The sequence below is a fragment of the Pseudooceanicola batsensis HTCC2597 genome (genome assembly GCF_000152725.1).
Taxonomy (GTDB): Bacteria; Pseudomonadota; Alphaproteobacteria; order Rhodobacterales; family Rhodobacteraceae; genus Pseudooceanicola; species Pseudooceanicola batsensis.
Window position 1 is genome coordinate 1231706 of record NZ_CH724131.1, and the last position, 25618, is coordinate 1257323.

At 62.6% G+C, this 25618-nt stretch carries 18 protein-coding genes, 2 tRNA genes and 1 pseudogene; 2 read left to right on the forward strand and 19 right to left on the reverse strand.

Annotated elements, in window-relative coordinates:
• Positions 1 to 26 precede the first annotated feature (26 nt).
• The 4 genes from OB2597_RS09910 to OB2597_RS22275 form a co-directional block, all read right to left on the reverse strand.
• Positions 27 to 917 (reverse strand): acyl-CoA thioesterase, encoded by an 891-nt coding sequence (locus tag OB2597_RS09910; RefSeq protein ID WP_009805408.1) that lies wholly within the window; start codon positions 915 to 917, stop codon positions 27 to 29.
• Positions 918 to 1098: 181 nt separating this feature from the next.
• Positions 1099 to 1566 carry a DUF2948 family protein gene (locus tag OB2597_RS09915; RefSeq protein WP_009805409.1) on the reverse strand — a complete coding sequence of 156 codons (468 nt, stop codon included), beginning with the start codon at positions 1564 to 1566 and terminating at the stop codon, positions 1099 to 1101.
• The gene (gene murA / locus OB2597_RS09920) at positions 1563 to 2831 is read right to left on the reverse strand and encodes a UDP-N-acetylglucosamine 1-carboxyvinyltransferase (protein ID WP_009805410.1); all 1269 of its coding nucleotides are present in this window, start codon (positions 2829 to 2831) and stop codon (positions 1563 to 1565) included. Before murA ends, OB2597_RS09915 begins: the two co-directional genes overlap by 4 nt.
• 22 nt (positions 2832 to 2853) lie before the next feature.
• Complete coding sequence (locus OB2597_RS22275) at positions 2854 to 3021, reverse strand: hypothetical protein (RefSeq protein ID WP_009805411.1); 168 nt, start codon at positions 3019 to 3021, stop codon at positions 2854 to 2856.
• A 95-nt stretch (positions 3022 to 3116) separates the two neighbouring features.
• Here OB2597_RS22275 and OB2597_RS09925 point away from each other — a divergent pair.
• Positions 3117 to 3191: transfer RNA gene (locus tag OB2597_RS09925), tRNA-Thr, on the forward strand.
• A gap of 135 nt (positions 3192 to 3326) precedes the next feature.
• Here the strand turns inward: OB2597_RS09925 and OB2597_RS09930 are convergent.
• From OB2597_RS09930 to OB2597_RS09950, 4 genes are all read right to left on the reverse strand, one after another.
• Complete coding sequence (locus OB2597_RS09930) at positions 3327 to 4601, reverse strand: cytochrome P450 (protein ID WP_009805412.1); 1275 nt, start codon at positions 4599 to 4601, stop codon at positions 3327 to 3329.
• Between the two features lie 229 nt (positions 4602 to 4830).
• On the reverse strand, positions 4831 to 6732 hold the full coding sequence (locus OB2597_RS09935) for an acyl-CoA synthetase (RefSeq protein WP_040609250.1): 1902 nt from the start codon (positions 6730 to 6732) through the stop codon (positions 4831 to 4833).
• A gap of 328 nt (positions 6733 to 7060) precedes the next feature.
• Positions 7061 to 8866 carry an ABC transporter transmembrane domain-containing protein gene (locus OB2597_RS09945; protein ID WP_009805415.1) on the reverse strand — a complete coding sequence of 602 codons (1806 nt, stop codon included), beginning with the start codon at positions 8864 to 8866 and terminating at the stop codon, positions 7061 to 7063.
• 477 nt (positions 8867 to 9343) lie between these two features.
• Positions 9344 to 9417 (reverse strand) — tRNA-Gly (locus OB2597_RS09950).
• Positions 9418 to 10019: 602 nt separating this feature from the next.
• Between OB2597_RS09950 and OB2597_RS09960 the strand changes: the two are divergent.
• Positions 10020 to 11287 (forward strand): annotated as a pseudogene (locus OB2597_RS09960) (IS3 family transposase).
• A gap of 210 nt (positions 11288 to 11497) precedes the next feature.
• On the opposite strand, the gene OB2597_RS09965 reads toward OB2597_RS09960, so the two are convergent.
• The 11 genes from OB2597_RS09965 to OB2597_RS22530 form a co-directional block, all read right to left on the reverse strand.
• Positions 11498 to 12130: a TetR/AcrR family transcriptional regulator gene (locus OB2597_RS09965; RefSeq protein ID WP_084658697.1), complete on the reverse strand. Its 633-nt coding sequence runs from the start codon at positions 12128 to 12130 to the stop codon at positions 11498 to 11500.
• Between the two features lie 68 nt (positions 12131 to 12198).
• Positions 12199 to 13842 (reverse strand): AMP-binding protein, encoded by a 1644-nt coding sequence (locus tag OB2597_RS09970; protein WP_009805422.1) that lies wholly within the window; start codon positions 13840 to 13842, stop codon positions 12199 to 12201.
• A 9-nt stretch (positions 13843 to 13851) separates the two neighbouring features.
• Positions 13852 to 14556, reverse strand: a complete 705-nt coding sequence (locus tag OB2597_RS09975) for an ABC transporter ATP-binding protein (RefSeq protein ID WP_009805423.1) — start codon at positions 14554 to 14556, stop codon at positions 13852 to 13854.
• Positions 14549 to 15316, reverse strand: coding sequence for an ABC transporter ATP-binding protein (locus OB2597_RS09980; RefSeq protein ID WP_009805424.1), 768 nt, complete (start codon positions 15314 to 15316; stop codon positions 14549 to 14551). The genes OB2597_RS09975 and OB2597_RS09980 overlap by 8 nt, the downstream gene beginning before the upstream one ends.
• A complete protein-coding gene (locus tag OB2597_RS09985) occupies positions 15313 to 16320 on the reverse strand; it encodes a branched-chain amino acid ABC transporter permease (RefSeq protein WP_009805425.1) in 1008 nt (335 codons plus the stop codon). The genes OB2597_RS09980 and OB2597_RS09985 overlap by 4 nt, the downstream gene beginning before the upstream one ends.
• Positions 16317 to 17201 carry a branched-chain amino acid ABC transporter permease gene (locus tag OB2597_RS09990; protein WP_009805426.1) on the reverse strand — a complete coding sequence of 295 codons (885 nt, stop codon included), beginning with the start codon at positions 17199 to 17201 and terminating at the stop codon, positions 16317 to 16319. The genes OB2597_RS09985 and OB2597_RS09990 overlap by 4 nt, the downstream gene beginning before the upstream one ends.
• A gap of 70 nt (positions 17202 to 17271) precedes the next feature.
• Positions 17272 to 18534 (reverse strand): ABC transporter substrate-binding protein, encoded by a 1263-nt coding sequence (locus OB2597_RS09995; protein ID WP_009805427.1) that lies wholly within the window; start codon positions 18532 to 18534, stop codon positions 17272 to 17274.
• 72 nt (positions 18535 to 18606) lie between these two features.
• Positions 18607 to 19404 carry an enoyl-CoA hydratase-related protein gene (locus OB2597_RS10000; protein WP_040609252.1) on the reverse strand — a complete coding sequence of 266 codons (798 nt, stop codon included), beginning with the start codon at positions 19402 to 19404 and terminating at the stop codon, positions 18607 to 18609.
• A 14-nt stretch (positions 19405 to 19418) separates the two neighbouring features.
• The gene (locus OB2597_RS10005; protein WP_009805429.1) at positions 19419 to 20531 is read right to left on the reverse strand and encodes an acyl-CoA dehydrogenase family protein; all 1113 of its coding nucleotides are present in this window, start codon (positions 20529 to 20531) and stop codon (positions 19419 to 19421) included.
• Between the two features lie 2 nt (positions 20532 to 20533).
• Positions 20534 to 21727: an acyl-CoA dehydrogenase family protein gene (locus OB2597_RS10010; protein ID WP_009805430.1), complete on the reverse strand. Its 1194-nt coding sequence runs from the start codon at positions 21725 to 21727 to the stop codon at positions 20534 to 20536.
• Between the two features lie 402 nt (positions 21728 to 22129).
• Positions 22130 to 25231 carry a beta strand repeat-containing protein gene (locus tag OB2597_RS22530; protein ID WP_238529712.1) on the reverse strand — a complete coding sequence of 1034 codons (3102 nt, stop codon included), beginning with the start codon at positions 25229 to 25231 and terminating at the stop codon, positions 22130 to 22132.
• Positions 25232 to 25618: the final 387 nt, after the last annotated feature.

Sequence of the window (25618 nt, forward strand, 5' to 3'; positions counted from 1 at the left end):
CGATGCGTGGCCGGGCCCGCGCCGTTCTAAAGCTTGCGCCGGATCATGCCCTCCTGGGCAATGGTGGCGACCAGCCGCCCGTCGCGGGTGAACACCCGGCCGCCGGTCAGCCCGCGCCCGCCGCCCGACCAGGGGCTGTCCATGCAGTAAAGCAGCCAATCGTCCATGCGCAGATCGCCGTGGATCCAGGTCGCGTGATCGAGTGAAGCGACGCGCATCCCTTCCGTGAAGAAGCCGACCTCGTGCTTGGCGAGCGCCGCGCCGATCAGCCCCATGTCCGAGGTATAGACCATCGCCGCGCGGTGCAGCGCCTGGTCGTCGGGCATCGGCGCGTTGGCCCTGATCCAGCGATAGGTCTCGCCCTCGGGCGGCGTCATGTCATAGGGCGGAATGAGAGAACAGGGCCGGATCTCGACCGGGCGGTCCCACTCGAGAAAGCGCGCCAGCATGCCGGGCACCTGATCGCTGTACTTCTCGGCCAGCTGATGCTCGTTCAGAAGGTCCTCCGGCTCGGGGATGTTCTCGGGGAACGGATCGGTATGCGAAAACCCCTCTTCCTGAACCTGGAACGAGGCCGCGAGATTGAGGATGGGCTGACCGTTCTGGATCGCGATCACCCGCCGCGTGTTGAACGAGCGGCCGTCCATGTCGCGCTCGACCCGGTAGAGCACCGGCAGGGTGGCGTCGCCGGGCCGCATGAAATAGGCGTGGAGGGAATGGTTCAGCCGGTCGCCCTCGACCGTGTTCGCGGCCGCCATCAGCGCCTGACCCAGAACCTGCCCGCCGAACATGCGCCCCTTGCCGTTCGGGGTTTCGCGCCCGCGAAAGAAATTGTCCTCGATCCGCTCGACCGTCAGGATCGGGGTCATCGCATCGTCGGCACGGGGCAGAGCGGGCTCGGGGGTCTGGTCAGTCATGTAGCTCTCGGAACCTGTGAAATCTGCCTCTGGTTCCGCCAAGACCAGCGCGATTGCAAGGCGTTTCTGACCTGGCACCGGGTTTGCGGCGCCACCGGACCGCGACGCCGAGACAGCAGCCGACGCCGCTGGAACCCCGCTGCGACGCGCCGAATCCGCGCGCAACCACTGGGTCGCGGCGTCAGTCGTGCGAGGGACGCCGACCCGATGGCGCGCGATACGGCCGCGTGACGTCGCGCAGTCGCAGTTCCGGCGCCTCGACCGTGACCCGGATCGCCCCGTCCCCCGCCAGAGTCAGCAGCACGTCACCGCCGGGCGCCTGTTCGTCCAGCTCGAAGCTCACGGACAGAAGGGACAGCACGAGCCCCTCGTCGCGCCGGTCCACGCCTTGGCTGGCGACGGCCATGGCATTTTCGATCACAAGGACCGACCGGACGCGCTCGGGCGCATGGCGGCCGGCGCCGCGGTCCTCCCATCTGAATCGATTGAGCAGGAGCGAGACACGCCGCCCCGCCTGATCCCACTGGATATCCGTCGCCCCGAAGACGGCATCCTGCACGAGCGCCGAGAGGATCCCGATATCCTCGGCATCCTCCGCCCCCAGGTTCAGCGGGGCTTCCCGCCCCTCTTCAAAGCGCGCGTCGGTCATGTTCCCTGCACCCGTTCGATCTTGGCGCCGCACGCCTGTAGCTTTTCCTCGACCCGCTCGTATCCGCGATCGAGGTGATAGACCCGGCTGACCATGGTCTCGCCCTCGGCCGCCAGCCCGGCCAGGATCAAGCTGACCGAGGCCCGCAGATCCGTCGCCATGACGGGCGCGCCCTTCAGCCGCTCGACGCCGGTGACTGTCGCGATGCCGCCCTGGACATCTATGTCGGCGCCCATCCGCAAGAGTTCGGGCGCATGCATGAACCTGTTCTCGAAAATCTTTTCTTCAAGCACCGAGACTCCGTCCGCCGTGCAGAGCAGCGCCATCATCTGCGCCTGCAGGTCGGTCGGGAAACCGGGAAAGGGCTCGGTCGTGACGTCGACCGCCGAGACCCGGTCGCCCCGGCGACGGACGGTCAGCCCCGCTTCGGTCTCGGTGACCTCGACCCCGGCGGCGTCCAGCCGTTCCGCGAAGGCGGTCACCAGTTCCAGACGTCCGCCCAGACAGGTCACCTCTCCGCCGCAGATCGCCGGGGCGAGCATGTAGGTACCCAGCTCGATCCGGTCGGTCACGACAGGGTGCGTCGCGCCGCCCAGCCGGTCGACGCCCTGGATGGTGATCGTCGACGTCCCCTCGCCCTCGATCTGCGCGCCCATCTTGCGCAGGCAGCGCGCCAGGTCGACGATCTCGGGCTCACGCGCGGCGTTCTTCAGCACCGTCGCCCCCTTCGCCAGCGTTGCTGCCATCAGCGCGTTCTCGGTCGCGCCGACCGAGACGAACGGAAACTCGACCACACCGCCCTTCAGGCCACCGGGCGCCCTGGCGTGCACATAGCCTTCGCGCAGGTCCAGCTCGGCCCCCATGGCCTCGAGCGCCCTGAGATGGAGATCGACCGGGCGCGCGCCGATCGCGCAACCGCCGGGCAGCGAGACCTCGGCGCGGCCCGTGCGCGCCAGAAGCGGCCCCAGCACGAGGATCGAGGCCCGCATCTTGCGCACGATGTCGTAATCGGCCCTGTGGTTGTCCAGACCGTGCGACGACAGTGCAAGCACCTTGCCGTCCTGCAACGGCGAGACCTCGGCCCCGAGCGACTGCAGAAGCGTCGTCATCGTGCGGATATCGCTTAGCCGGGGCGCGTTGGTCAGGGTCAGCGGCTCGTCCGACAAAAGCGTCGCCGGCATCAGCGTGAGACAGGCGTTCTTTGCCCCCGCGATCGGAATGTTGCCGTTGAGAGGGCCATTGCCCGTGACGATGATCTGATCCATGCTGCCCGCCTTTTCTGCCGGGTCACTCCCCGGCCTTGTCGCCTGTATTGGTCTTGTCCGTCCCGGCCCCGCGCGCTTTCGCCTGCGCCTTGCGCTTCGCGAGGTTCGCCTTCAGCGCCGATTTCAGCCGGTCCTCGCGCGCCTCGCCCGGCTTGGCGCGCCCATCCGAAGGGGTCTTCTTATCACTCATGGGACCTCTGTAAATCAGTCCGGAAAAAGCGTCCAGATTGCGCTTGCAAGGTGTGTCGATACCGTCTAATCACCCGCCACGGCCAACGGCCCCCCGCCGCAGTAGCTCAGTGGTAGAGCGCACCCTTGGTAAGGGTGAGGTCGGGAGTTCAATCCTCCCCTGCGGCACCATGAATTTTCTCAAGATCAACTAGACCGGATCGCTGCGGTTCGCCGGCCCCGTATCCTCCGTCGCAGACGGACGACGGCAATATCCAGCACCCCCCCCCGCGCCGAGCGCGAGGGCCGAGGACTGGCCCGGGCGGCCTAGTGCCGGTGCGGGATGCGGACCATCAGGTCTTCATAGCCCCGCACGAAGACCGAGAACGACCGTTTCGGTTCTTCGAGCACCTCGATCACGGGGAACCGCTTGAGGATTTCTTCCCACAGGATCTGAAGCTGCATCTCGGCGACGCGATTGCCGAAACACCGGTGGATCCCGAAACCGAAGCTAAGATGAGAACGGACATTCTTGCGCGTGATCTCATAGGCGTCCGGATTCTCGAAATGCCGTTCGTCGCGATTGCCCGAGAGATACCACATGACGACCCGGTCGCCCTTGCGGATCGTCTTGCCGTGCATCTCGACATCTTCCTTCGCCGTCCGCGCCATATGCGCCAGCGGCGTCTGCCAGCGTATGGTTTCGGACACCATCCCGGGAACCAGAGACGGGTCGCCGCGCAGCAGATCGTACTGCCGGGGGAACCGGTTCAGCGCATAGACCGAGCCCGAGAGCGTGTTCCGCGTCGTGTCGTTCCCGCCGACGATCAGCAGGATGACGTTGCCGTAAAAGACATGACGCGGCATCGAGGCGGTCTGTTCGCCCTGGGCCAGCATCGAGACCAGGTCGAACCCGCCGTCCCGCGTGGCCCGGTCCTTCCAGAGTTGGTCGAACGCCGCGAAACAGGCGTCCATCTCCTGCTTCTTGTGCTCCCAGCTTTCCACCGGTCCGTGACCGGGGGCATTGGTGATCATGTCCGACCAGTGGGTCAGCTTCCGACGCTCCTCGAAGGGAAAGTCGAAGAGCGTGGCGAGGGTCATCGCCGTGAACTCCTTGGAGACGAGGTCCACCCAGTCGAAGGGCTCTCCTATGGGCAGACGGTCGAGCAGATGGGCTGCTCTCTCCCGGAGCAGAGCCGACAGCTTCTTCAGGTTCGGCGGTTGCACCACGGGACCGACAGCCTTGCGTTGCGGGCCGTGGTCGGGCTGGTCCATCGTGATGAACCCGACGCCGTCATTGCTCTGATACCGGTTGAATTCGATCGTCTCCGCCGTGCGCAGGGTGATCGCCTCGGCCGAGGAGAACCTCCTGTGATCGAGATCCACGGCGGCGATGTCGTCATAGCGCGTGATCGACCAGTGCGGTTCGTAATTGCCCGTCTCGCACCAGTGCACCGGATCCTCGTTGCGCAGGCGTTCGAAGAACGGCAGTTCCGTGTTCGTGGCAAAGAGCGAGGCCCGCGCCGCGGTGAATTCCGCCAGCGGCGCCGCCAGCGCCGCCTGCTGCGTCTCGTTCAGCCTACCGTGAATCGCGTCATCCATGTCCGAGCCTCCCTTCCCGAACGCCCCGGACCCCGGGACGCGCCCCCATTGGACATGCCCGGAAGAGTCGGTGCAAGTCCCGCCTGGTATCCCCTTGCGTCACTTGGGAAGGCCGAACCGGCCGCGGGGCAGATCGTCGCGGCGCGACATACACGGGGCGCGCCCGAGGCCCGCTCTGCCCGCCGCGGCCTGCTGGTGGCGCGGCGGCCGTCGGACCGCCGCGACCGGATCAGTCGGCCCAGACCCAGGGCCGGGTGAACTTGCCCAGAAGCGCGTTGATCGCCATCTCGTCCACGTCGCCCGATTTCTTCACCTTTGCGGTCAGGCCGGTCTTCTTGTCGTCGACCACCTCGACCACCTCGGCCGGAATACCCGCATCCGCGAGAGCCGCGTTGTAGACCCGCGTGATCGCCTTCTTCCGCAGGTCGGGCTTGAAGATCTTGCCGACAGCCGTCTTCGGCAGCTCGTCCATGATCTCGAGGTGCTTGGGATGCGCCGCCCGTTCGTGGACATGGGTCTGGGCATATTCCATCAGCTCGTCCTCGGTCACCGTCGCCCCGCCGATCAGTTCCACATAGGCGCAGGGCACCTCGCCCGCATGCGCATCCGGCTGGCCGATCGCCCCGGCAAAGGCCACCTGTTCATGCCCCAGCAGCGCCTCTTCGATCTCGGCGGGGTCGATGTTATGGCCGCCGCGGATGATCAGGTCCTTCGCCCGCCCGGTGATGAAGATGTAGCCGTCCTTGTCGATGCGGCCGAGGTCGCCGGTCCGCAGGTAGAGACGGTTGGTGTCCGGGCGCGAATGATAGAGGTCCTTGTTCTTGACCTCTTCGGTATAGGTCGAGCCATCGTTCACGCCGGGGTTCGAGACGCAGATCTCGCCCACCTCGTCGGCGGCGCATTCGGTCACGGTACCGTCCGCGCCACGCTTGAGGATCTTCACGTCCGTATAGGGGAACGGGATCCCCACCGATCCGATCTTCTTCTCGCCTGCAACCGGGTTGCACGACACGAGGCAGGTCGCCTCGGTCAGGCCGTACCCTTCCACGATGGTCACCCCCGTCGCTTTCTCGAACCGGTTGAACAGCTCCAGCGGCAGCGGCGCCGAGCCCGAGAACGAGGTCTTGACCGTCGAGACATCCGCATCCACCGGCCGCTGCATCAGCGCCGAAATCGCGGTCGGCACGGTGATGATGAAGGTGATCTTCCAGCGCTCGCACAGTTTCCAGAAATTGTCGAACACCCCCTCGCCCCGGTAGCCGGCGGGCGTCGGAAAGACCACGTGCGCCCCGGACTTGAGCATCGACATGAAGATGACGTGGCAGGCGAAGACGTGGAACAGCGGAAGCGGACAGATCACGTTGTCCTCTTCGGTGTAGAGCAGCTCGTGCCCGATCCAGCCGTTGTAGATGATGCCCGAGTTCTTGTGCTGCGCGACCTTGGGCATACCGGTCGTCCCGCCGGTATGGAAATAGGCGCAGACCCGGTCGACGGCGCGATCCTCGAAGGACAGCGTCTTGGGCTGCTTCGCGCATTCCGCGTTGAAATCCTTGATATCCGCGTGATGCGACACCGAGGTCTTGGGGCGGATGAAGGGCACGATCCAGCTTTTCGGCGGCGACAGATAGCGGTTGAGGTCGATCTCGAGCACGGCCTTGACGTTGGGCGCGAACTTCACCGCCTCGGCGGTCTTCTCGGCGACGTCCGACTTGGGAAAGCCCTTGAGCGTGACGACAACCTTGGCCTGGGTCTCGCGCAGTATGGCCGAGATCTGTTCGGGATCGAGAAGCGGGTTGATCGGGTTCACGATGCCCGCGACCATGCCCGCGACCGTGGCGATGGCGGTCTCGTTGCTGTTCGGCAGGACGAGCGCAACGACATCCTCTTCCCCGACCCCCAGCGAACGGAACAGGTTCGCCGCCTGACAGGTCTTTTCGTGCAGTTCCTTCCAGGTCAGGGTCTCGGCCTTGTCCTCCGGACCGGACTGCAACTGGAAGGTGATCGCGTTGTGCGACGGGAACTTGTCCGTCGTGCGCTTCAGCATCTGGTAGACCGTCACCGGTAGATCGCGCTCCTCGTAGGGCATCGCGTTCTGAATCTCGAGATTGTCGGCGAGCGACGTCATTACCATAGGCCTATCCTCCCAATGCCTGTACCGGTTGTCCCGGGTTGCGCGAAAATGGGCGAGATTGGCCGTTATGGCAAGGTTTACGGCACGTCGCCGGCCGGAACCGCCCCCGCGGAGTGCGCGTTTGTCACGTCACTTTCGACGTGGGGCAGCAGGCAGAAGACCGGGGCGACCGCCCGCTCGGCCCGGGTTCGCCGGGGCGCGACGCGGGGACCGGACGTCGATGCGCCCCGGAATGCGAGCGTACTGATTGTCGCATTCATCCAAGTCCTGCTGGGATTTTCGCGCCAGATTGCAGCCAAGAAATCGCGAAATGAAAACCGGCCAGCGTTCAGGCGGCCGAGATATCCGCACCGTCACCCGTGAATTGCAGTCTGGCGAGCCGCGCATAGAGCCCGCCCTGCCGCACGAGCTCATCGTGCCGCCCTTCGGCGACGATCCGCCCCTGCTCCATCACCACGATGCGATCCGCCTTCTTCACCGTGGACAACCGGTGCGCGATCACGATCGTCGTTCGGCCCCGGGCCACCCGCTCGACCGCCTCCTGGACCAGCCGCTCGCTCTCGGCGTCCAGCGCCGAGGTCGCCTCGTCCAGCAGCAGCACCGGCGCGTCGCGCAGGATCGCCCGCGCGATGGCGATGCGCTGTTTCTGCCCGCCCGAGAGCATCACCCCCCGCTCCCCGAGCGGGCTGTCGTAGCCCTCGGGAAGAGCCATGATGAAGTCATGCGCCGCCGCCGCCCGCGCCGCCGCCTCGACCTCGTCATCGGTGGCCTCCGGCCAGCCGAAGCGGATGTTCTCGCGCGCCGATGCGGCGAAGATCACCGGGTCCTGGGGCACGAGAGCCACGGCGCGGCGGAAATCCTCGCGCGTCAGGTCGCGCAGGTCGATGCCGTCCAGCCGGACCACGCCGGCCTCGGGGTCGTAGAACCGCAGGATGAGCTGGATGATCGTGGTCTTGCCGGCCCCCGACGGCCCCACCAGGGCGACGGTTTCCCCGGGCGTCACGCGCAGCGAGATGTCGTCCAGCGCCGGAACCGCCGGACGTGACGGATAGTGAAAGGTGACGCCCTCGAAGGCGATGGCGCCCCGGACCGGCGCCGGCAAGCGCGCCGGAGCGGCGGGATCGCGCACCTTGTCCTCGACCCGCAGCAGCTCGACCAGCCTTTCGGTGGCGCCGGCGGCGCGCTGCAACTCGCCCCAGATCTCCGACAGGGCGGCCACCGACCCGGCGACCATCACGGCATAGATCACGAACTGCACAAGCGCGCCGGTGGTCATCGCGCCCTGCCGCACGTCATGCGCCCCGATCCACAGCACGCCCACCACGCCGGTGAAGATCAGGAAGATCACGATCACCGTCATGATCGCCCGCGCCCGGATGCGCCGCACCGCCGAGCCGAAGCTTTCCTCGGTGATCGTGTCGAACCTGTCGCGGCTGCGCCGTTCATGGGTGAAGGCCTGCACGGTCTGGACCGAGGTCAGCGCCTCGGAGGCATTGCCCGAACTTTCCGCGATCCAGTCCTGGTTCTCGCGGCTCAGCACCCGCAGGCGCCGCCCCAGCGTGAGGATCGGCACGATGACGACCGGGACGATCAGCAGCACCAGCCCGGTCAGCTTGGCCGAGGTGAAGAGCATCAGCACCAGCCCGCCGGCGAAGATCAGCACATTGCGCAGCGCCACCGAAACCGAAGAGCCTATCACCGACTGGATCAGCGTCGTGTCGGTGGTGATCCGGCTGAGCACCTCGCCGGTCATCGTGGTCTCGTAGAAGGCCGGCGACATCGACACGACCCGTCCGAAGACCGCCTTGCGGATATCCGCCACCACGCGTTCCCCCAGCCGCGAGACCAGCGCATAGCGCAGCCCGGTCCCGATCGCCAGCAGCCCCGCAAAGCCGACAGCCGCCGCGAAGTACTTGTCCAGAAGCCCGGCCGCGTCGCCGAAATTGTCCACCACGCGGCGCACCGCCAGCGGCAGGATCAGCGATACCGTCGCCGTCAGGATCAGCGCCAGCGTCGCCGCCACCAGCATGCCGCGATAGGGCCGGAGAAACGGCCAGAGGCTGGCCAGGGCGCCGACGCGGCGGCTTGCCTCTCGGTCATCCGCTCCGGGCGTGGGGCTCGGCTGTCGCGCCATGTCAAGTCCTCGTCGGTCGTGCCGGCCGACCTGCACCGGCCCGCGCTACATGGCCGGGCCGGCGGATCGGGTCAACCCGAAGGGCCACGGGGCAAGACGCCGCATCTCCCCCCTCGCCGGCACCTCCGTCGGACGCCACCGCCGCGGTCCTCGGGGCACCTCGGGTTGCAACGCGATCACCACCTGTCCGCACCGTCGGACCGCCGGCTCGGATCGTGAAGGTCGAATCCGGAGGCCCGGCCCACAAGATCAGGCACCACACGCGACGACACGGCGGGGCTCAACGGCACGGTGGTCGTGCTCACATGCCTTCGGCGACTATCTTTCGGGAACATTCTTCTGGAGCGGGCGACGGGAATCGAACCCGTATCATCAGCTTGGAAGGCTAGCCAGAAATTCTCATTTTCTAGAGAATTTTCAGTAACATGTTCGCTGATGCAAGGAGATTTTGTCGGCGATGTGTCGGATAGTTTTTGCTGGAGCGGGTAGCGGGAATCGAACCCGCACGACTAGCTTGGAAGGCTAGGGCGCTACCGTTACACCATACCCGCTCGGCAGTTCTTGAGGATATTTCACACCCTCGGGCATAGGTCAAGAAGGCTGAATGCCGGCCTTCCGAGAGCCGGCTTCGCAAGTTGTATGCTCCTGCCGCTACTAAAAGAGGGGCAACGTTTTGGCCTGCGCTCAACTGCTTCAGAGGGTCTCTGGAGCGATATCTTGCAAGGAGCGAAAGCTCGCTGATTTCCGCCTCGAGTGCTGCCAACGCAGTCGCTCGCGGCCCTGAGCGGACATCCACCGAAGGCAGAAATGCTGCAGCACACATGCCCGAAAGCAGTCGTTACAACGGCTAGGTTTTTGTTATCAGCATTCAGTCAAAGGCGGAGCAAAAGTCGGCCAGTTTTGCGATGCGCACCTTGGAGCGTGCGGCCCCCGAGTAGTAGGCAATTTCTAAGGCGCATTGGCCGTCGAGCCATTTCTTGTAGGCTCAGTTTCCGGATTTTGCGAGGCGGGCGCGGTTCTGGTTGAGGCGGTAGCTTTCGCCGTTCATCTCGAGGATGTTGACGTGATGATTCTGAGCTACCCCCCGAAATTCGGACACTGACATAAGCTACGATTTGCAGTCTGCTGATCTTCGACGAGAAGGAGATCAGAGATGTCGAAACGCAAGCAGCACGCGCCTGAGTTTAAGGCCAAGGTCGCGCTGGAAGCCCTGAAAGGTGAAGAGACAGCGGCCGAGCTGGCGAGCCGGTTCGGGGTTCATCTGTTACCGGCAGGTGTTTGCTCTGCAAACACCGAGAGGCGACGATGATCCATCAATGGAAGAGGGCACTGCTCGAAGGCGCGTCCGGCGTGTTCGAGCGCGGGGGCCGCAAGAAGCCCGAGATTGAGGAGGAGCAGGTGAAGGAGCTTCACGCCAAGATCGGGGAGCTGGCGGTGGCCAACTCTTTTTTGGAACGAAAGCTGAAGCCCTGGGGCGGGAAGTGAGGCGCGGCATGATCGAGCCTGACCACCCGGATCTGTCGATCGGGCAGCAGTGCAAGCTGCTGTCAATCGCGCGCTCGTCCTATTACTACGAGCCGAAGGGCGAGACCGAGCAGAACCTCGGCCTGATGCGGCGGATCGACGAGCAGTTCCTGGAGACCCCGTTCTTCGGCGTTCGGCAGATGACCTGGCATCTGCGTAACGACGGACACCTTGTGAACGAGAAGCGCATCCGGTGGCTGATGCGCCTGATGGGGCTCATGCCGATTTACCAGAAGCCCAACACGAACAGGCCGACGAAGGGGCACAAGACCTATCCCTACCTATTGAGAGGGTTGCGGGTGGAACGTCCGAACCAGGTCTGGTGCTCGGACATCACCTACCTGCCGATGCGCCGCGGGTTCCTCTACCTTGTGGCGATCATGGACTGGCACACCCGCAAGGTTCTGTCCTGGCGGATCTCGAACACGTTGGAAGCCCAGTTCTGCGTCGACGCGTTGAACGAGGCCATCCACAAGTTTGGCCCGCCCGAGATCATGAACACCGATCAAGGAAGCCAGTTCACATCCTTCGCCTGGACGGATCGGCTGCGTCGATCTGGCGTGCGGATCTCCCCTCTCGCGCATGAAAACATGCGCTGCCGGGCAGCGGATGGACGTGAAAGGTCGGTTCCTCCCCTCTCATGGTTTGCAAGCAAACCATTGTCGGGCAACGGACAACATCTTCATCGAGAGGCTGTGGCGCACCCTGAAATACGAGTGCGTCTACCTGCATGCTTGGGAGACCGGTTCGGAGACAAAGGCGGCCATCCGGAAATGGATGACCTTCTACAACCACCAGCGCCCGCATTCAGCCCTCGGCGGCAAGCCACCGGCGCTGGTCTATTGGCAGAGAAATGATATCAACCAACCCGATCAGCAGGTGCAACGAGTAGCTTAAATTACGCCAGATCCTGTCCAACAGATGGGGAGTAGCTCATTCAGCCGGTCCAGGAGCGCGCCGGTCAGGCGCTCGGTTCCGAAGGTTTCGGTTCCTCGAAGGGCAGATTCGAGGTGATCACGATCATCCGTATTCTGCATCAAAGCATGGATGTGGAACGGCACCTGTAAACCGCCGGAGTGAGGCCCCACACCGGCAAAGCGGAAATGGTCAAACCTGCAAAATGCGCTTCATGCCGCTTTCGACGAAATCGACGTAGATCTCGATAATCTCGGGGTCGAGCGGCTTGATTAACGTGCCCGCGTCTGCATAGCGCATGAACAGAAAGGATCGCGCGCCCATCAGCATCGAAGCGACCATTTCCATTTTCTTTTCGTCCAGCGCATCGCCCCCCAGAATGCGGCGAAATGATCTGACGTAGCCTGCGACCAGCAGATCGTGATGCCGTTTGAAGGCGACAGGCGCGTATTGGCTAGCCTCGAACATCACACGATAGACATGGGGGTTGTCGACCAAATAGGCGATATTGGCTGCGATGCCTTTGCGCTCGACCTCGGCCAGAGTCGTCGCGCCGCGCACGGCCTTGGCGATTTCGGCCACCATCTCGGTTCCGATCTCGGGCAGCAGAACGTCGAACAGGGCCTGCCGTTTAGGGAAATGCAGATAGAATGCGCCCTGCGCGATGCCTGCACGTTCGGTCACCCGCGAGATCGAGCATCCGGCATAACCATGCTGACCGACGACGTGCCCGGCACTTTGGATGATAGCACGGCGCGTCTTTTCGTTACGAGCTTGCTGGGCAGGAGAAATTCTCCGCTGTCGTTTCGAACCTACTGTCTCCATGCACCTTGCGACCCGCAAATCCACATCTTTTTCCGACCGAGACCAACCGTCAGATCAGCGATCCGATCCTAGGCACGTTCCGCGGCTGACGAAACGTATTCTGCGATTTCTTTCCTCAGCAGGTCCTTACGAACCTTACCCGAAGATGTTCGCGGCAAGTCCGTCACGTACCGCACGCATTCCGGAAACTTTTGCCGCGCCAGCCCACATCCGTCAAGAAAGTCAACCAAAAACGCAACGTCGGGCTGATTGACCCCCGATGGAATGACAAAGGCGCACACGGTTTCGCCAAGCCGTTTGTGAGGCATCGCAACAACAGCCGCTTCTTTGATGGCCTCGTGCGTATGCAGAACGTCCTCGATTTCCTTGGCCGACAGGTTTTCACCGCCCCGGATGATCAGGTCCTTCTTGCGTCCGGTGATCACCAGCCCCTTGCCACTGACAAAGCTGCCGATGTCCCCGGTGCGGAAATAGCCCTGTTCGTCCTCAGCGCCGATGCGATCCTGCGGCGACAGATACCCAAGGTATTGCGAGGGCCCTCGCACCAGGATCTCGCCCTCTTCGGCCCCGTCGTTGCCGTGGTCATCCACGATGCGAACTTCGTAATCGATGATCTCTCCGTCTGTGTCGGCGGCAAGGTCCGCCGTATCGTCACCCAGATAGCCGAGTGTCACCACCGGCACTTCGGTTGATCCGAAAATGCGGAATGCGCAGGTATTGGCAAATGTGGTATTCGCCTTGCGGATCAGGGCCGGAGGCACAGCCGCGCCGCCACATCCGAACACCCGCAGGCTTTCCAACCGGGACCCGGCAGTTTCCGCGGCCGAAATGAGTTCGGCCAGGAAAGGTGTGGCGCCGACGGTGGCAACCACGTTGTTCTGATCGATCAACTCGGTCGCCCGCGCGGCATCCCATTGTTGCATCAGGATCGTGCGTGTCCCGGCAACCAAGGGCCATTCGATCCCGTAAGAAAAACCCGTGACATGCGTCACCGGCGACGGCATCAGCACCCAATCGTCGGTCTGGATACCCCAATGGTCGAAACAGGCGTGCATGGCGCGGGCCATGGTTTCGTGACTGTGCAACACGCCCTTGGGGCGTCCGGTGGTGCCCGACGTATACATGATCATCTTCACGGCCTCAGGACGCTGATCCGGCCATGGGATATCCGTGTCGGTTGTTGCCAGCAGATCATCAAAGGACGACATCCCGTCCCGGGGCGTCCCGCGCACCACGATCACATCGTGAAGATCCGGCAGGTTAGGGCGCAGCGCATCGACCATGTCCGCGTGATCGACGCTGCGGAAAGCTTCCGGGATAAACAAAGCGCGAGCGCCGCAGTCTTTGAGGATCAGCTCAAGCTCGGCGTTTCTGTAGATCGGGACGATTGGATTGACCACCAACCCCAGCATCACGCAGGCGATGTCGAGGATCACGGCCTCGGTCCAGTTCGGCAGTTGAAAGCTAACGACATCTCCGGGCCTCAAGCCCCGATGGTACAACCCGGCCGCCAGTTTCCGTGCCTTGCCATAAGCATCGCCTGCGGTCAGCCGGTTATCACCTTCGACCCAAAGAACCTTGCTAGGCTCTGTTTTCGCCAGCTCTTCCGCGTCCTGAGCGATGGTGCGGTTACGCCAAACACCGCTGTCGCGGTAGGCTTTTCTGGTGTCCTCGTCCGGTTCTATCGCGCGTAATTCGTCGGTCAGGGTCATCGGAAGCTCCTATAGTACGAGATAGCGGTCGATCAGGTCGGTGTTGGCATCAAATTCCGGCCAGGTACCCGAGAACACGACAGACCCCACGTCCAAAACGTACAGCCTGTCGGTTGTCTGGCGTGCGAAATCGACATTCTGTTCTGTCAGGATCATGCCCCGTGTGCCGCCCTTGCGAAGTGCGTTGACGGTGTCCGCAAGTTCATCGACGATCACAGGCGCAAGCCCTTCGGCAGGCTCGTCAAGCATCAGCAGGCGGGGATGGGAAACGATCCCACGCGCGATGGCCAGCATTTGCTGTTGTCCCCCGGACAACTGATAGCCCAGTCGCGACAGCAGCGGCTTGAGCATCGGGAACATCTCGACCACGTCATCAAGCGTATAGCGGGGATTGTTCTTACCCGCCGCATGACCGCCGATTTCGATATTCTGCGCCACGGTCAGCATGGGGAAAATCCGGCGATCCTCGGGGACCAGCGCCATTCCCATCTGGGCACGCTTGTGGGTCTGTATCTGGTGAAGATCCTCCCCGAGCAGATTGACCTGACCAGTCACCGTCGGCCCCGCGTCGATCAGAGATTTCAGGAAGGTGCTTTTGCCCGCCCCGTTCCGACCCAGCAGGGCAACGCTTTCCCCTTCGGCCAGATGAAAGTCGATACTGTGCAGAATATGGCTCTGGCCATAAAACGCATCGAGATTGTGAGCTTCAATCATGTCTTGAATTCCGGCCAAGGTAAATTTCGCGAACGAGTAGGTTCTTGCGGACCTCTTCGGGCGCGCCGCTGACGACCAGTTCGCCATAGTGCAGCACAGACAGGCGAGTGCCGAGCTGGAAGACCACGCCCATATCATGCTCCGTCAGGATCAGGGTGATGTTGTTTTCCGTCACGATCCGGTCGATCAGATCAACTGCAGCCGCCCGGTCGGTGGGTGACATCCCCGCCGTGGGTTCGTCCAGCATCAAAATGCGCGGCCGCAGGGCAAGGATCATCGCAAGTTCCAGCCGCTTGCGGTCGCCGTGGCTCAGTTCGCTGGCCAGCGTGTTCTGCTGGGCGCTCAGGCCCAGATGCGCTAGCAGGCCGACGGCCTCGTCCATCACTTCGGGCGACGTGGAAATCCTGAAAAAGCCCGCGCCTCTGCCTTCATGACCATGCCGCGCCTCGACCGAGACGGCGACGTTGTCGAGGACGGTCATCTCAAGAAAGACGCGCGCCACCTGAAACGACCGGCCCACGCCCCGGCGCACCCTGCGGAACCCGGTGTGGCGGCTGACGTCGTCGTCACCCATACGGACCGCGCCCTTGGTTGGGGGCAATTCGCCTGACAGGACCTTGAACAAGGTCGTCTTGCCCGCGCCGTTTGGTCCGATAATGACCAGCCGTTCGCCCTGGATCAGTTCAAGGTCGATGTTTTTCAGAACCGGGATCGCGCCGTAGTTCAGAAAGACGCCCTTTGCTTCCAGCAATGTGGTCATGTCCGATCCTCCGCCAGTCTGCCTTCTGTCCGACCCGACCTTCTGATGCGTGTCAGTCGGATGATCAGTCCGAGCACGCCGCCGGGTACCGCAAGCACAACCGCCAGCAACAGCCCACCGGTCAGCAGGTCGGAAATGCCAACCAGCGTGCGGGTGCTGTATTCTAGGAAGCCGAACAACACGGCTCCGACGGCCGGGCCGAAAAAGGTCGAGGTGCCGCCAAGCAAGGCGAACAGAAGCGGTTTGGTCGATTGGCTCCAATGAGCAAGGTCGGGCGTCACGATCTGCGCCCAAGGCGCGAACAGCGCCCCACCCAGAGCCGTCACCGCGCCCGAGATGACTAGGGCCTGAAGCTTGCGGCGATCAGTGTCCGTTCCCAGAAAACCCGAGCGCATTTCGTCGGACTTCACGGTCTGAAGCGACCGGCCGAACCGGTTCGACCAAACGACCCAGAGCCCGGCAATCAGCAACAGGCAAACGACGAGGATGAAGTAATAATAAGCGTTGCCCTGGCCTAGGTCGATTTCAAACAGACCAAAGTTCAGCGTCGGCCGATAGACACCGACCAGCCCGTCGTTCCGCCCCAGAAAGGTCAGTTTCGTAACCAGCACATGGATCAGCTCACCCACGGCCAGCGTAATAACCGCGAAATAGACACCGCTGGAGCGGCGCAGGGCCAGCAACCCAGTGATCATGGCAAGGATAGCGCCGGACAGGCCCGACAGCAGGATGACCATCAGGAAGGGTATCTGCGGAACCTGCGTCACCAGATAACCGGTGGTATAGGCTCCTGCCGCAACGAACATCGCGTTGCCGAACGACAGGATCCCGGCCTTCTGGAAGGCAAAGTTGAAGGCGATGCCATAGACCATGTTGATCGCTACGACGCCACCCAGAAAGACCACCCCGCGGTTGGCAACCATGGGCAGCAGCAGTCCTGCGATTGCAAAGGCCGCCAGGCTGATGAAAAAGGTAGAGCGATTGATGCGTGTAATGCTCGTCATGCGGCAGACTTTCCAAAGATACCGCCGGGGCTGATGATCAGCACCGCAGCGATCGTGGCAAAGAACAGGACACCGGGATAATCCGGCAGAAAGACCGCGCTGAGGGCTTCGACCAGTCCCAGCAGGATCGAGGCCACGAAAGCCCCCCGGATGGACCCCATTCCTCCGACGATCACGACCCCGAAGGCTTGCAGCACAAAGATGCCCGCAAGATCGGGGGACAGGCTCTGGTTCGCGACCAGCAGCCCACCAGCAAGCCCCGCCAAGGCGAACCCTGCGATCATCGTCCAGCGATAGACAGAGCTGACGTCGATGCCGATCACACGCGCCATCCACGGATCAACCGCAATCGCCTGAAGCGTTCGGCCAATCGTGGTGTGGTTTAAGACCGCTTCCAGCAGCAGGAAGGTCAGGATCCCGCAGCCGATCACAAAAACCGAGAAGGTCGGCAGGATGGCGTCGGCAAAGAATATCGCCCCGCCAAGCCCTTCGGGCGGTGAGACGCTTAGGTAGTTCAGGCCCCACACGGCCTTAACAAACCCGTTGCACACCAATAGCAAGGCATATGTCGCAATCAGGACATAGATACCGTCTAGGTTTTTAAGTCTTTGAAATATCAGGCGATCAACGCCTGTACCGGCGGCTCCGACCACCACAGCGGCCAGAACCGCCGCGATAAGGTAGGCCCATAGCGGAATGTCAAAACCGAATTGCACCAGAACGGTGTGGGCCACATAAGCCCCGATCATGAAAAACCCGCCGTGGGAAAAGTTCAACACGTGCAGAATGCCGAAAACCAAGGTCAGGCCCGACGCCACAAGAAACGTCGCCATGGCCCAGTTCAGCGCGTTGAATCCGATCGTGATGATGTCACCGATCATAGCTGCCTCGCCGCTTTGAAGGAAGGTCGGGGATGGCGCGCGGGTCGAGTGTCCGCGCGCCAAATGCGTGTCAGTTGGCGGACCGAAGTTCGACCGCCTGCCCCGGCGTTGCGGGTTCGATCACCGTGTTGCCATCAACCTTTTTGTAGTCGGTCACGGCATAGCCTTTTTTGGCCTCGGCATCCGGCTCGATATAGATCAGCTCTACATCCTTGATCGCTTGGTTGTCTTCGGCCCGCATCACGCGTTTGCCTGTCGCCGTCTCCCACTCCAGACCTTTCATCGCTGCGATAACCGCGTCCGTTTCGGTCGACCCGGCCTTTTCGATCGCGGCGGCATAGGCAAGAATCCCGGCGTGGGCTTCGGCGACCCAGCCCATGGGGGTATCGTCGCCCGTCAGCTTCACATAATCGTCGAACAGCGCATCGCTGACCGGGTTGCCGGCGTTTGTCTCGTGATACCAGTGGATCCCGGTCCAGTGCTTGGGGGTCTTGGTGCCCAAGGCCCCTGCGACGATGAATTCGTTGGCCGAGTCCATCAGGACGCGTTCCTCGAACAGCTTGAACGGCTGCGCCTGCTGGAACAGGGTCACAGAGTCCCCGCCGTAGGTCGAGTTGAAGATACCCGTCGCTTTCGAACGCGCGGCCTGCGTGATGAAGCTGCGGTAATCGCCCGCGCCGTAAGGCACGATGATCGGGTCGAGGATCTCGGGCTCTTTCCCGGCGATTTCCGGGTAGAATTCCAACAGGCCATCCACAAACACCGCCCAGGTCGTCCGGCCATATTCATGGTCCGGCACAAAGCCTGTCCAACTGGTCACGTCGGGGTTCAACCGCGCCATCAGCTGGGCCTGAGCCCGCATCCGCATGAAGGGCCCATCGCCCGGACGGAAGACATTCGGGCTGTAGTTTTCGTGGTTAATCTTTTCCGACCCTGCCCCGCAGGTGATCATGATCCCGCCTTCCTGGGCCATCAAAGGCCCCATGGCGAGCGCGACACTGGATGAAATCGTGCCGATCTGAAGGTTCGTGCCATTGCCGATCAATTCGCGTGACGCGGTGGTCGCATCCGCAGGTGACACCCGGCTGTCGCGCGTCTCTAGCGCCAGGGGTCTGCCCAGAACGCCGCCCTTGGAGTTGATCTGGTCGACCGCGATTTTGCAGCCGTTCACCACGAAGGACCCGATGAACTCTTGTGCGCCGCTCAGCGCGGTCACAACACCGATGTTGATGGGGTCCCCGCCTTGGGCAAGCGCCATGCGGCTGACAAAAGGCGCGGTCAGCGCTGTCGCGCCCAGCCCGGCCAGAACTTTACGTCTCTTCACTTCAAACATGAGGTCTCCTCCCTCGGTTTCAGCGCTGCTGCGCCTTCTGCGAATTCGCTTCCCTCCCCGGAAGCGGTCACATCATCGTCCGGTGAATTGTGGCTCTCGCTTGTCCCGGAACGCATTCACGGCTTCCTGGTGATCAAAGCTGACGTTCGACACCGTCTCGTAGGCGATCCCCGCATCGAAGGACGCATGCATCGCGGCTTTGAGTTGCAGGTTGACGGAAATCTTGGTCCAGCTGATCGCCTTGAGCGGGCCAGAGGCGATCCGTTTCGCCAGCCCGTATGCCTCGGCTTCCAGCTGATCCGCCGGAACGACCTTGGTGATCAAACCGATGCGTTCCGCTTCTTCGGCGGTCATCAGGTCGCCCGTCATCAGGTAATACTTGGCCTTGGCATAGCCGACGTTCTGCGGCCAAAGCACTGCACCGCCGTCGCCCGCGACCAGACCCATCAGCACATGCGGATCGCCAACCTTGGCGCGGTCGCTGGCAATGATGATGTCGCACAGCAGGGCAATCGTCGCGCCAAGGCCGATGGCATGGCCGTTCATCATGCAGATCACCGGCTTTTCCATGTCGAGCATGCTGAAGACGATATCGCGGGCCTCACGGGCGGTGCGTTCAAACCGGGTCGGCTCGTCGATGCCATCCTGCATCCAGTTGACATCACCACCCGCCGAGAAGGCCTTGCCCGCCCCGGTCAACACGATCACGTCCACATCGTCATCGTAGGAAAGATCGGTAAAGATCCGCGAGGCTTCTCTGTGCAGAACCGCATCCGTGGCGTTCAGCTGGTCCGGGCGGTTAAATGTCACCGTCATGATACGGCCATCGCGCTCGCATTTGATGGTCTTGTAGTGATCGTAGCTTTGCATGGGTTTCTCCTGAGTCATGACGCACTTACCGCGCGCATCTGGCGGTATCTTTCTGCATTCCATTCGGGATCTCCGAACAGCGATTCACACATCAAAAGGCGTCGGAAATATCGGCTGATCCGGGTCTCGTCGGTCATCCCGATCCCGCCGTGCAGTTGAACGGCCTGTTCGGCGACATACCGCGCCGCCCGTCCGCCAACGATGCGTGACAGGACGATGGCATGCAGGCGGTCTTGGCCCTCGCCCGCGTCCAAAGCACCGTCCAGCGCGCCTCTGGCCTCTTCCAGGTGAAGCAGCATGTCCACCATGCGATGCTGAAGAACCTGAAAGGACGACAGCGGCTGACCGAACTGGTTTCGGATTTTAAGGTATTCGGCCGTTTCGTCGATCACGACCTGCATGGCCCCAATCGCCTCGGCGCTGATCAGGATGCCCGCATTCTCGATCACGCCTTCGACCAGCTCCCCTGCCCCATCGACATCCAGTCGCGCCGTGGCCGGAAGGTGACATTGGTCCAGTGTGACGGCCCCCAGCCCCCTCTGATCGACAGAGCGGAAGGTTTCGACACTGACACTGGGCGTGTCAGGCGCCACGGCGAAGACCCCGGTTTTGCCATCCGGATCACGCGCCGTGACGATCAGCAGGTCGGCCCCGACCACGTCGATCGCCGGAGCCTTGGGCGCTGTCACGACGAACCCGCCGTCCTCGGCATCGCACTGGCTGGACGACAAGCCACGGTCGAACCCCGCGTCCCGTTCGAAATGACACAGAACCGCGGTGGTCTTGCCCGCCACAACGTCGCGAAGGATGTCCTTGGCCTGCGGCGTGTCGAGACCGGACAACAGCGGCGCGACGATGCCACCGACGGACAACACCGGCTCCATCACCAGGCCGCGTCCGATGGCTTCCATGACCGCCGCCATTTCCGGCAGCCCGCCGTCCGTGCCGCCACATGCCTCGGGCGCCAGAACACCCAGCCAGCCATGTTCGGCAATTTCCGAATTGGTGGATGCGTCAAACCCCGTGGAATTCTGCCGCCCGATCAGCTCTCGCGTTTCATCATAGCTGTTGTCGATCCACCGGAACGCGTGGTCACGGATCAGATCTGCGTCGCTTTGGTCATTCATGCTCAAAACCCGAACCTCGCCTTGGCAACGATATTTCGCTGCACTTCGTTGGAGCCGCCGTAGATGGTGGCCGCGCGCTGTGACAGGAACTCTGTCAGGACGCCTGACAATTCTGCTTCGAGTGTGGGCGCTTGGTTGCCGCGGACATCGTCAAAGAACGGCGCGAGCGGAAGCCCGGATCGCGCGGACAACCGCACCCCCAGCCCCGTGATCGACTGCAACAGCTCTGAACCGCGGATTTTCAGCAACGACGCCTCGAACGTTGGTTGCTGACCGTCGGCCAACTTCCGAAACAACGACCGGCAATAGGCTTCCAACGTATCAAGCGCGATCTGGACCTCGTTGATCTCCCGCGCCACCACCGGGGCCTGCGACAGGGGTTTGCCCCCTTCCCGCGCCGTGTCAGCAATTGCACGCACCTGCCGCAGCATCCTGCGTGCCTTGCCAGTTTCGGCCACGATCAGCCGTTCGTTCGACAGCAAAAACTTGGCGATTTCCCAACCCGCGCCTTCCGCTCCGACAAGGTTGTCAGCCGGAACCTCAACGTTTTCCAGAAACACCTCGTTGACGTGATGACGCATGTCCATCGTCACGATCGGGCGCACGGTCACACCGGGCTGGCGCATGTCCAACAGCAGGAACGAAATCCCCCGCTGTGGCCGATCCTCGTCCGAGGTCCGGGCAAGGCAGAACATCATGTCGGCCCAATGGGCGTAGGTGGTCCACAGCTTCTGACCGTTCACGATGTAGGTGTCACCCTTCCGCACGGCCCGTGTTTTCAGACCCGCAAGATCGCTGCCTGCTCCGGGTTCGGAATAGCCCTGACACCAGCTTGTCCGCGACGCGATGATGTCGGGCAGAAACCGGTCCTTCTGGGATTGCGTACCATATTCGCTGAGTACCGGGCCGACGTAGGCGGGACCAAAGGGCAGCATCCATGGGGCGCCCGCTTCGGCCAGCGCCTGCTCGAACATATACCGTTTGAGCGGCGACCAGCCTTGCCCGCCGTCCGCTTCGGGCCAGTGGGCGCAATACCAGTTGTTGGATTCCAGAATTTTCTGCCAGCGCAGGAAATCCTCATGTTCCAGATCGACATTCAGCCTGATCTTCTCGGCAAGATCGAAGGGTAGTTTCGCCTCTACGAATGCCATGACCTCGTCATAAAAGTCGGCATACGACTGCTTTGACTTGTTCATCCTCGCGGCCTCCCCTCCACAAATCATGAATTGTGATTCATAATTCTTATTTTGAAGTTTGTGTCAACACTTCTCTTGGTGTGAGCGCTGAACGGCAGGTCACTGGGAGAAGCCCGAATAGGAATGCCGGACGTTAGGATCTGGAGAGGCCTAGTACCGCCGAACCCGCAGCCAATGGCCATGTCGCGCCCTCAACGCAAAGGCCGATAAGGAGGTCCTTAGCCTGCCCAGCAAACCCCTTTAATATTACGGAAAAATTCGGCCGCAGCCGGATCGGGAGAACGCTTTCGCGAGGGCAAGTGGCGGACCGGACAGCACCGGCGTCCAACGTTCTCAACCCGAAAACACGATGCATGACGCCCCTGCCCCCGGCATTGCGCCGGAGGCAGGAGCGCGACCCGGTCACACCAGGAAGTTGCTGGCGTCGATGTTCCCCGGCGACAGGGTCGCCCCAAACAGGTGGATCGCATCCATCGTGCTGCCGTTGAAGTAATCCAGCCGGACGCCCTGCGCCGTGTCGACCTCGGTGAAGCTGGCGTGGGTCAGGCCCGAGCCGCGCAGGTCGATCTTGTCGAATTTGTCTTGCCAGTCGAGGATCAGGTCCCGGCCCCAGCCGACCGCGTCGAAGACGAAGGTATCTGCGTTGCCGCCGCCAAGGAGCACGTCGTCCCCGAGGCCGCCCTTGATCGTGTCCTCGCCATAGAGCCCTTCGAGGCGGTTGTTCTCGCCATCCCCGGTCAGCGTGTCGGCCGCGTTCGATCCCACGACGTTCTCGACATTGACGATGATGTCGCCCTCGGCCGCGAAGCCCGATCCGGTGCCCGCCTCCAGGTCGATCTGCACCGCCGAGGTATTGGCATAGCGGATCGTGTCGATACCCGCGCCGCCATCAATCGTGTCAGAACCGCTTCCGGCGTTTATCGTGTCATTGCCATTTCCTCCCCGGATAATGGCAACGGCACCGTAATCCATCAGAAGGTCGTTGCCGCCCCCGCCTTCGAGAATGGGGGCCACCCCCCCACCGACGAGGATGTCGTCATGTCCTGAACCCAAGAGCCGTTCGACCTGGACCAATCTGTCACCCTCAGCCGTTCCTCCGGAACCGACAAGAAAGTGGCCGATCCGGATTCCCACACTGCTGTCCTGGTAGGAGGCGGTGTCGCTGCCCTCGCGGCCAAGGATCGTATCGGCCCCCATTCCGCCACGTATGTGGTCATCGCCGGCGAGGCCTTCGATCCGGTTTGGCTGACCGTTGCCGACGATGGTATCGGCCTCCTGCGATCCCACCACGTTCTCGATGCCGAAGAAAACGTCTCCTTCAGCCTGTCCGCCGACTGCGGTATTGGCGGCGAGATTGATCGAAACAGAGGAGGAGGACGCGTAGCGGACCGTGTCGACACCTGAGCCGCCTATGATCGAATCCGCGCCTGCTCCACCGTTGATCACATCGTCGCCCGATCCGCCGTCGAGCGTGTCGTTTCCCGCCTCGCCGATGATCATGTCGTCGCCGCCCAATCCGGTGAACCGGTTGGCTTCACTGTCTCCGACGAACAAATCCGCATGGACCGAGCCGCGGACATTGAGAATGTTGAGCAGTACGTCCCCCTGCGACTCACCGCCTTCGCCCGGACTACCGCGGAGAGAGATGCGACGGGCACCCGAGGTCGCGAATTCATAGCTGACCCAGTTCTCGCCGATCGAGCCGTCCAGTCGGTCCGCACCGGGCCCGCCGATCAAGGTATCGTTGCCCGACCCTCCGAACAGCCTGTCGTCGCCGCCTCCTCCGTATAGAAGATCGTGATCGCTGCCCCCGGACAATGAGTCGTCGCCTGAACCGCCAGTCAGAGTATCATTGCCATCCCGCCCGCCGAGGCTGACGCCGGTTCCGCCTGTCCCCACGAACGAGTCGCGGCCCCTGGTCCCCCATGCCCCCTCGACGTTCATGGCGCGCACGTCACCGTAGACGCCGCCGGTGCCGGTTCCAATCCCCGTATCACCGTTCAGCGTGAAGGTCGCAGCCGAATACACAGTACTACCGAAGTCGATAACACTGGTGCCCGAACCGTTGCCTCTATTGAGCGCCTCGATGAAGAGGCCTGTCCGGTCGCTGGCAATTGCATAGGCGAATTCATCGGCCTGACCGAGAACATTGACCGTTGCCGGGACGTCGTAAGCTCCTGATTCTCCTACCGATACGAACTTATATCTCGTGCCGGCGCTGATATATCCGTTTTCTATCAGGATATTGATTTCGGTTTCCTGATCGATGTCGATGTCGCCGCTCGTTACGAACGTGCGTCCGGCGTCGTGTGTCTGCGCGTCGAAATGAAAATTGATGGTCCCGGCTTTGGAGGTGAAACCGCCCACGATTCGCTGTACCCCGGACAGCACGTCCCACGTACCGCCTTCCAGATGAACTCCAGTCTCCTCCGCGTCGAGTTTGGCATAGCCGGTGACCAACGTACCGCCGGGGCCGATCTTGATCGCTCCGGCCTCGAGCGTGCCGTCTTGTAGGATGGTCAGCGTACCGTTGCCGGAGCCGATCAGCTGGCCGCTTGCGATCTCCTTGCCGCCGACGATCGCGAGGTCATCGACGCTGATGTGCGAAGTTGCTCCGGATATGAGAGCATGAGCCGGTTCGGTCCGGGTCCCGAACCCGACGGCAAAGACACTGCCGGCCCCGTCCATCGGGCCCTCCAGCGCCCCTGCGGCATCGCTGATCTCCACGGCGGCCCCCGTGAGCACTTCAAGACTTGCGCCCGCCGTAGCGGAGTCCCCGACCGACAAGATCGCGGTGTGGCCGCTTATTGTAACCAGCCCCGAGCCGGACACAGTTGCATCGCCGATTCCGCCGAAACCCACAAGAATAGAGGCGGCGCTCTCTCCGGTCGCGCTGATTTTCACTGACGAGGCGTCGACATCGAGAACGCCGGAGCCGCTGTTTCCTCCGACGACCAGTTCGGCGATATCGCCAGTTTCGCCGGTTTCCGAAATGACCTTAAGGGTTGAACCGCTATCGAGCCTTGTGGTGCCGGTGCCTTGGCTAACGCCTATTTCGAAGGACGCGCCCGACCCCCTCACCGTAATCGTGGACGCGGAGGCCGACACTGTGCCGGCTCCCCCGCCCAGGCCGATCCGAACGCTTTCGCCGCCCCCGTCGCCGCTCCCCGTCGTGCCAACAAGGTCCTGAACGAACAGGGCCGCCCCAGAAGCCAATTCGAGGGTTCCCATGCTGCCCGAGCCCTGTCCGACGTGAACAGAAGTCTTTGGCGTCACGCTTCCCTGGCTTGTGAGAATGAGACCTGATCCGGAACCGGTGATCAAGGCGGTTCCGGTCCCGCCGTTCAGCCCGATGCGGACCTTCGGTTCCGAGGCCGCGTCGGTCGCCTCCAAGTGCAAGACCGATCCGTCATCAATAACGATCGATCCGGCCCCCGCAGTCCCGTAGAGGTAGTATCCGTTCGACGAATTCTCTTGAAAAACTCCCGCCCTTTTTACGGCCATGGCACTTTTCCAATTGAGTCGTTTTGTGTTGAGTAGTTGTAATGAGACTAGACAGTCATGTCCCGAAAAAACGAACAATCTCTCAATGCGCGAAGGCGTTCATGCCCGGGGGAGCAAGCTCCGCCGGCTCAGAATGCGCCGACGTCTTCCGCAGGTTCTCTTCGCCCGCGTGACGTCGCGGCCTGAGTTCCGCCTCGAGTGCTGCCAACGCAGTCGACGTCGGCCCAGAGCAGCCGTTGACTAGCCCCTGACGGGCGGGCGGAAGCCGGCCTGTGTCGCAAACACGCCAGCGCTTCGCCCGCCGTCCCTCGCAGGTCACAAGGTCTGCGAGGGACGGATGCGTTCCAAAGCCCGGACGCGGACGGAATTGCAGGGCGTCCCGTCCGC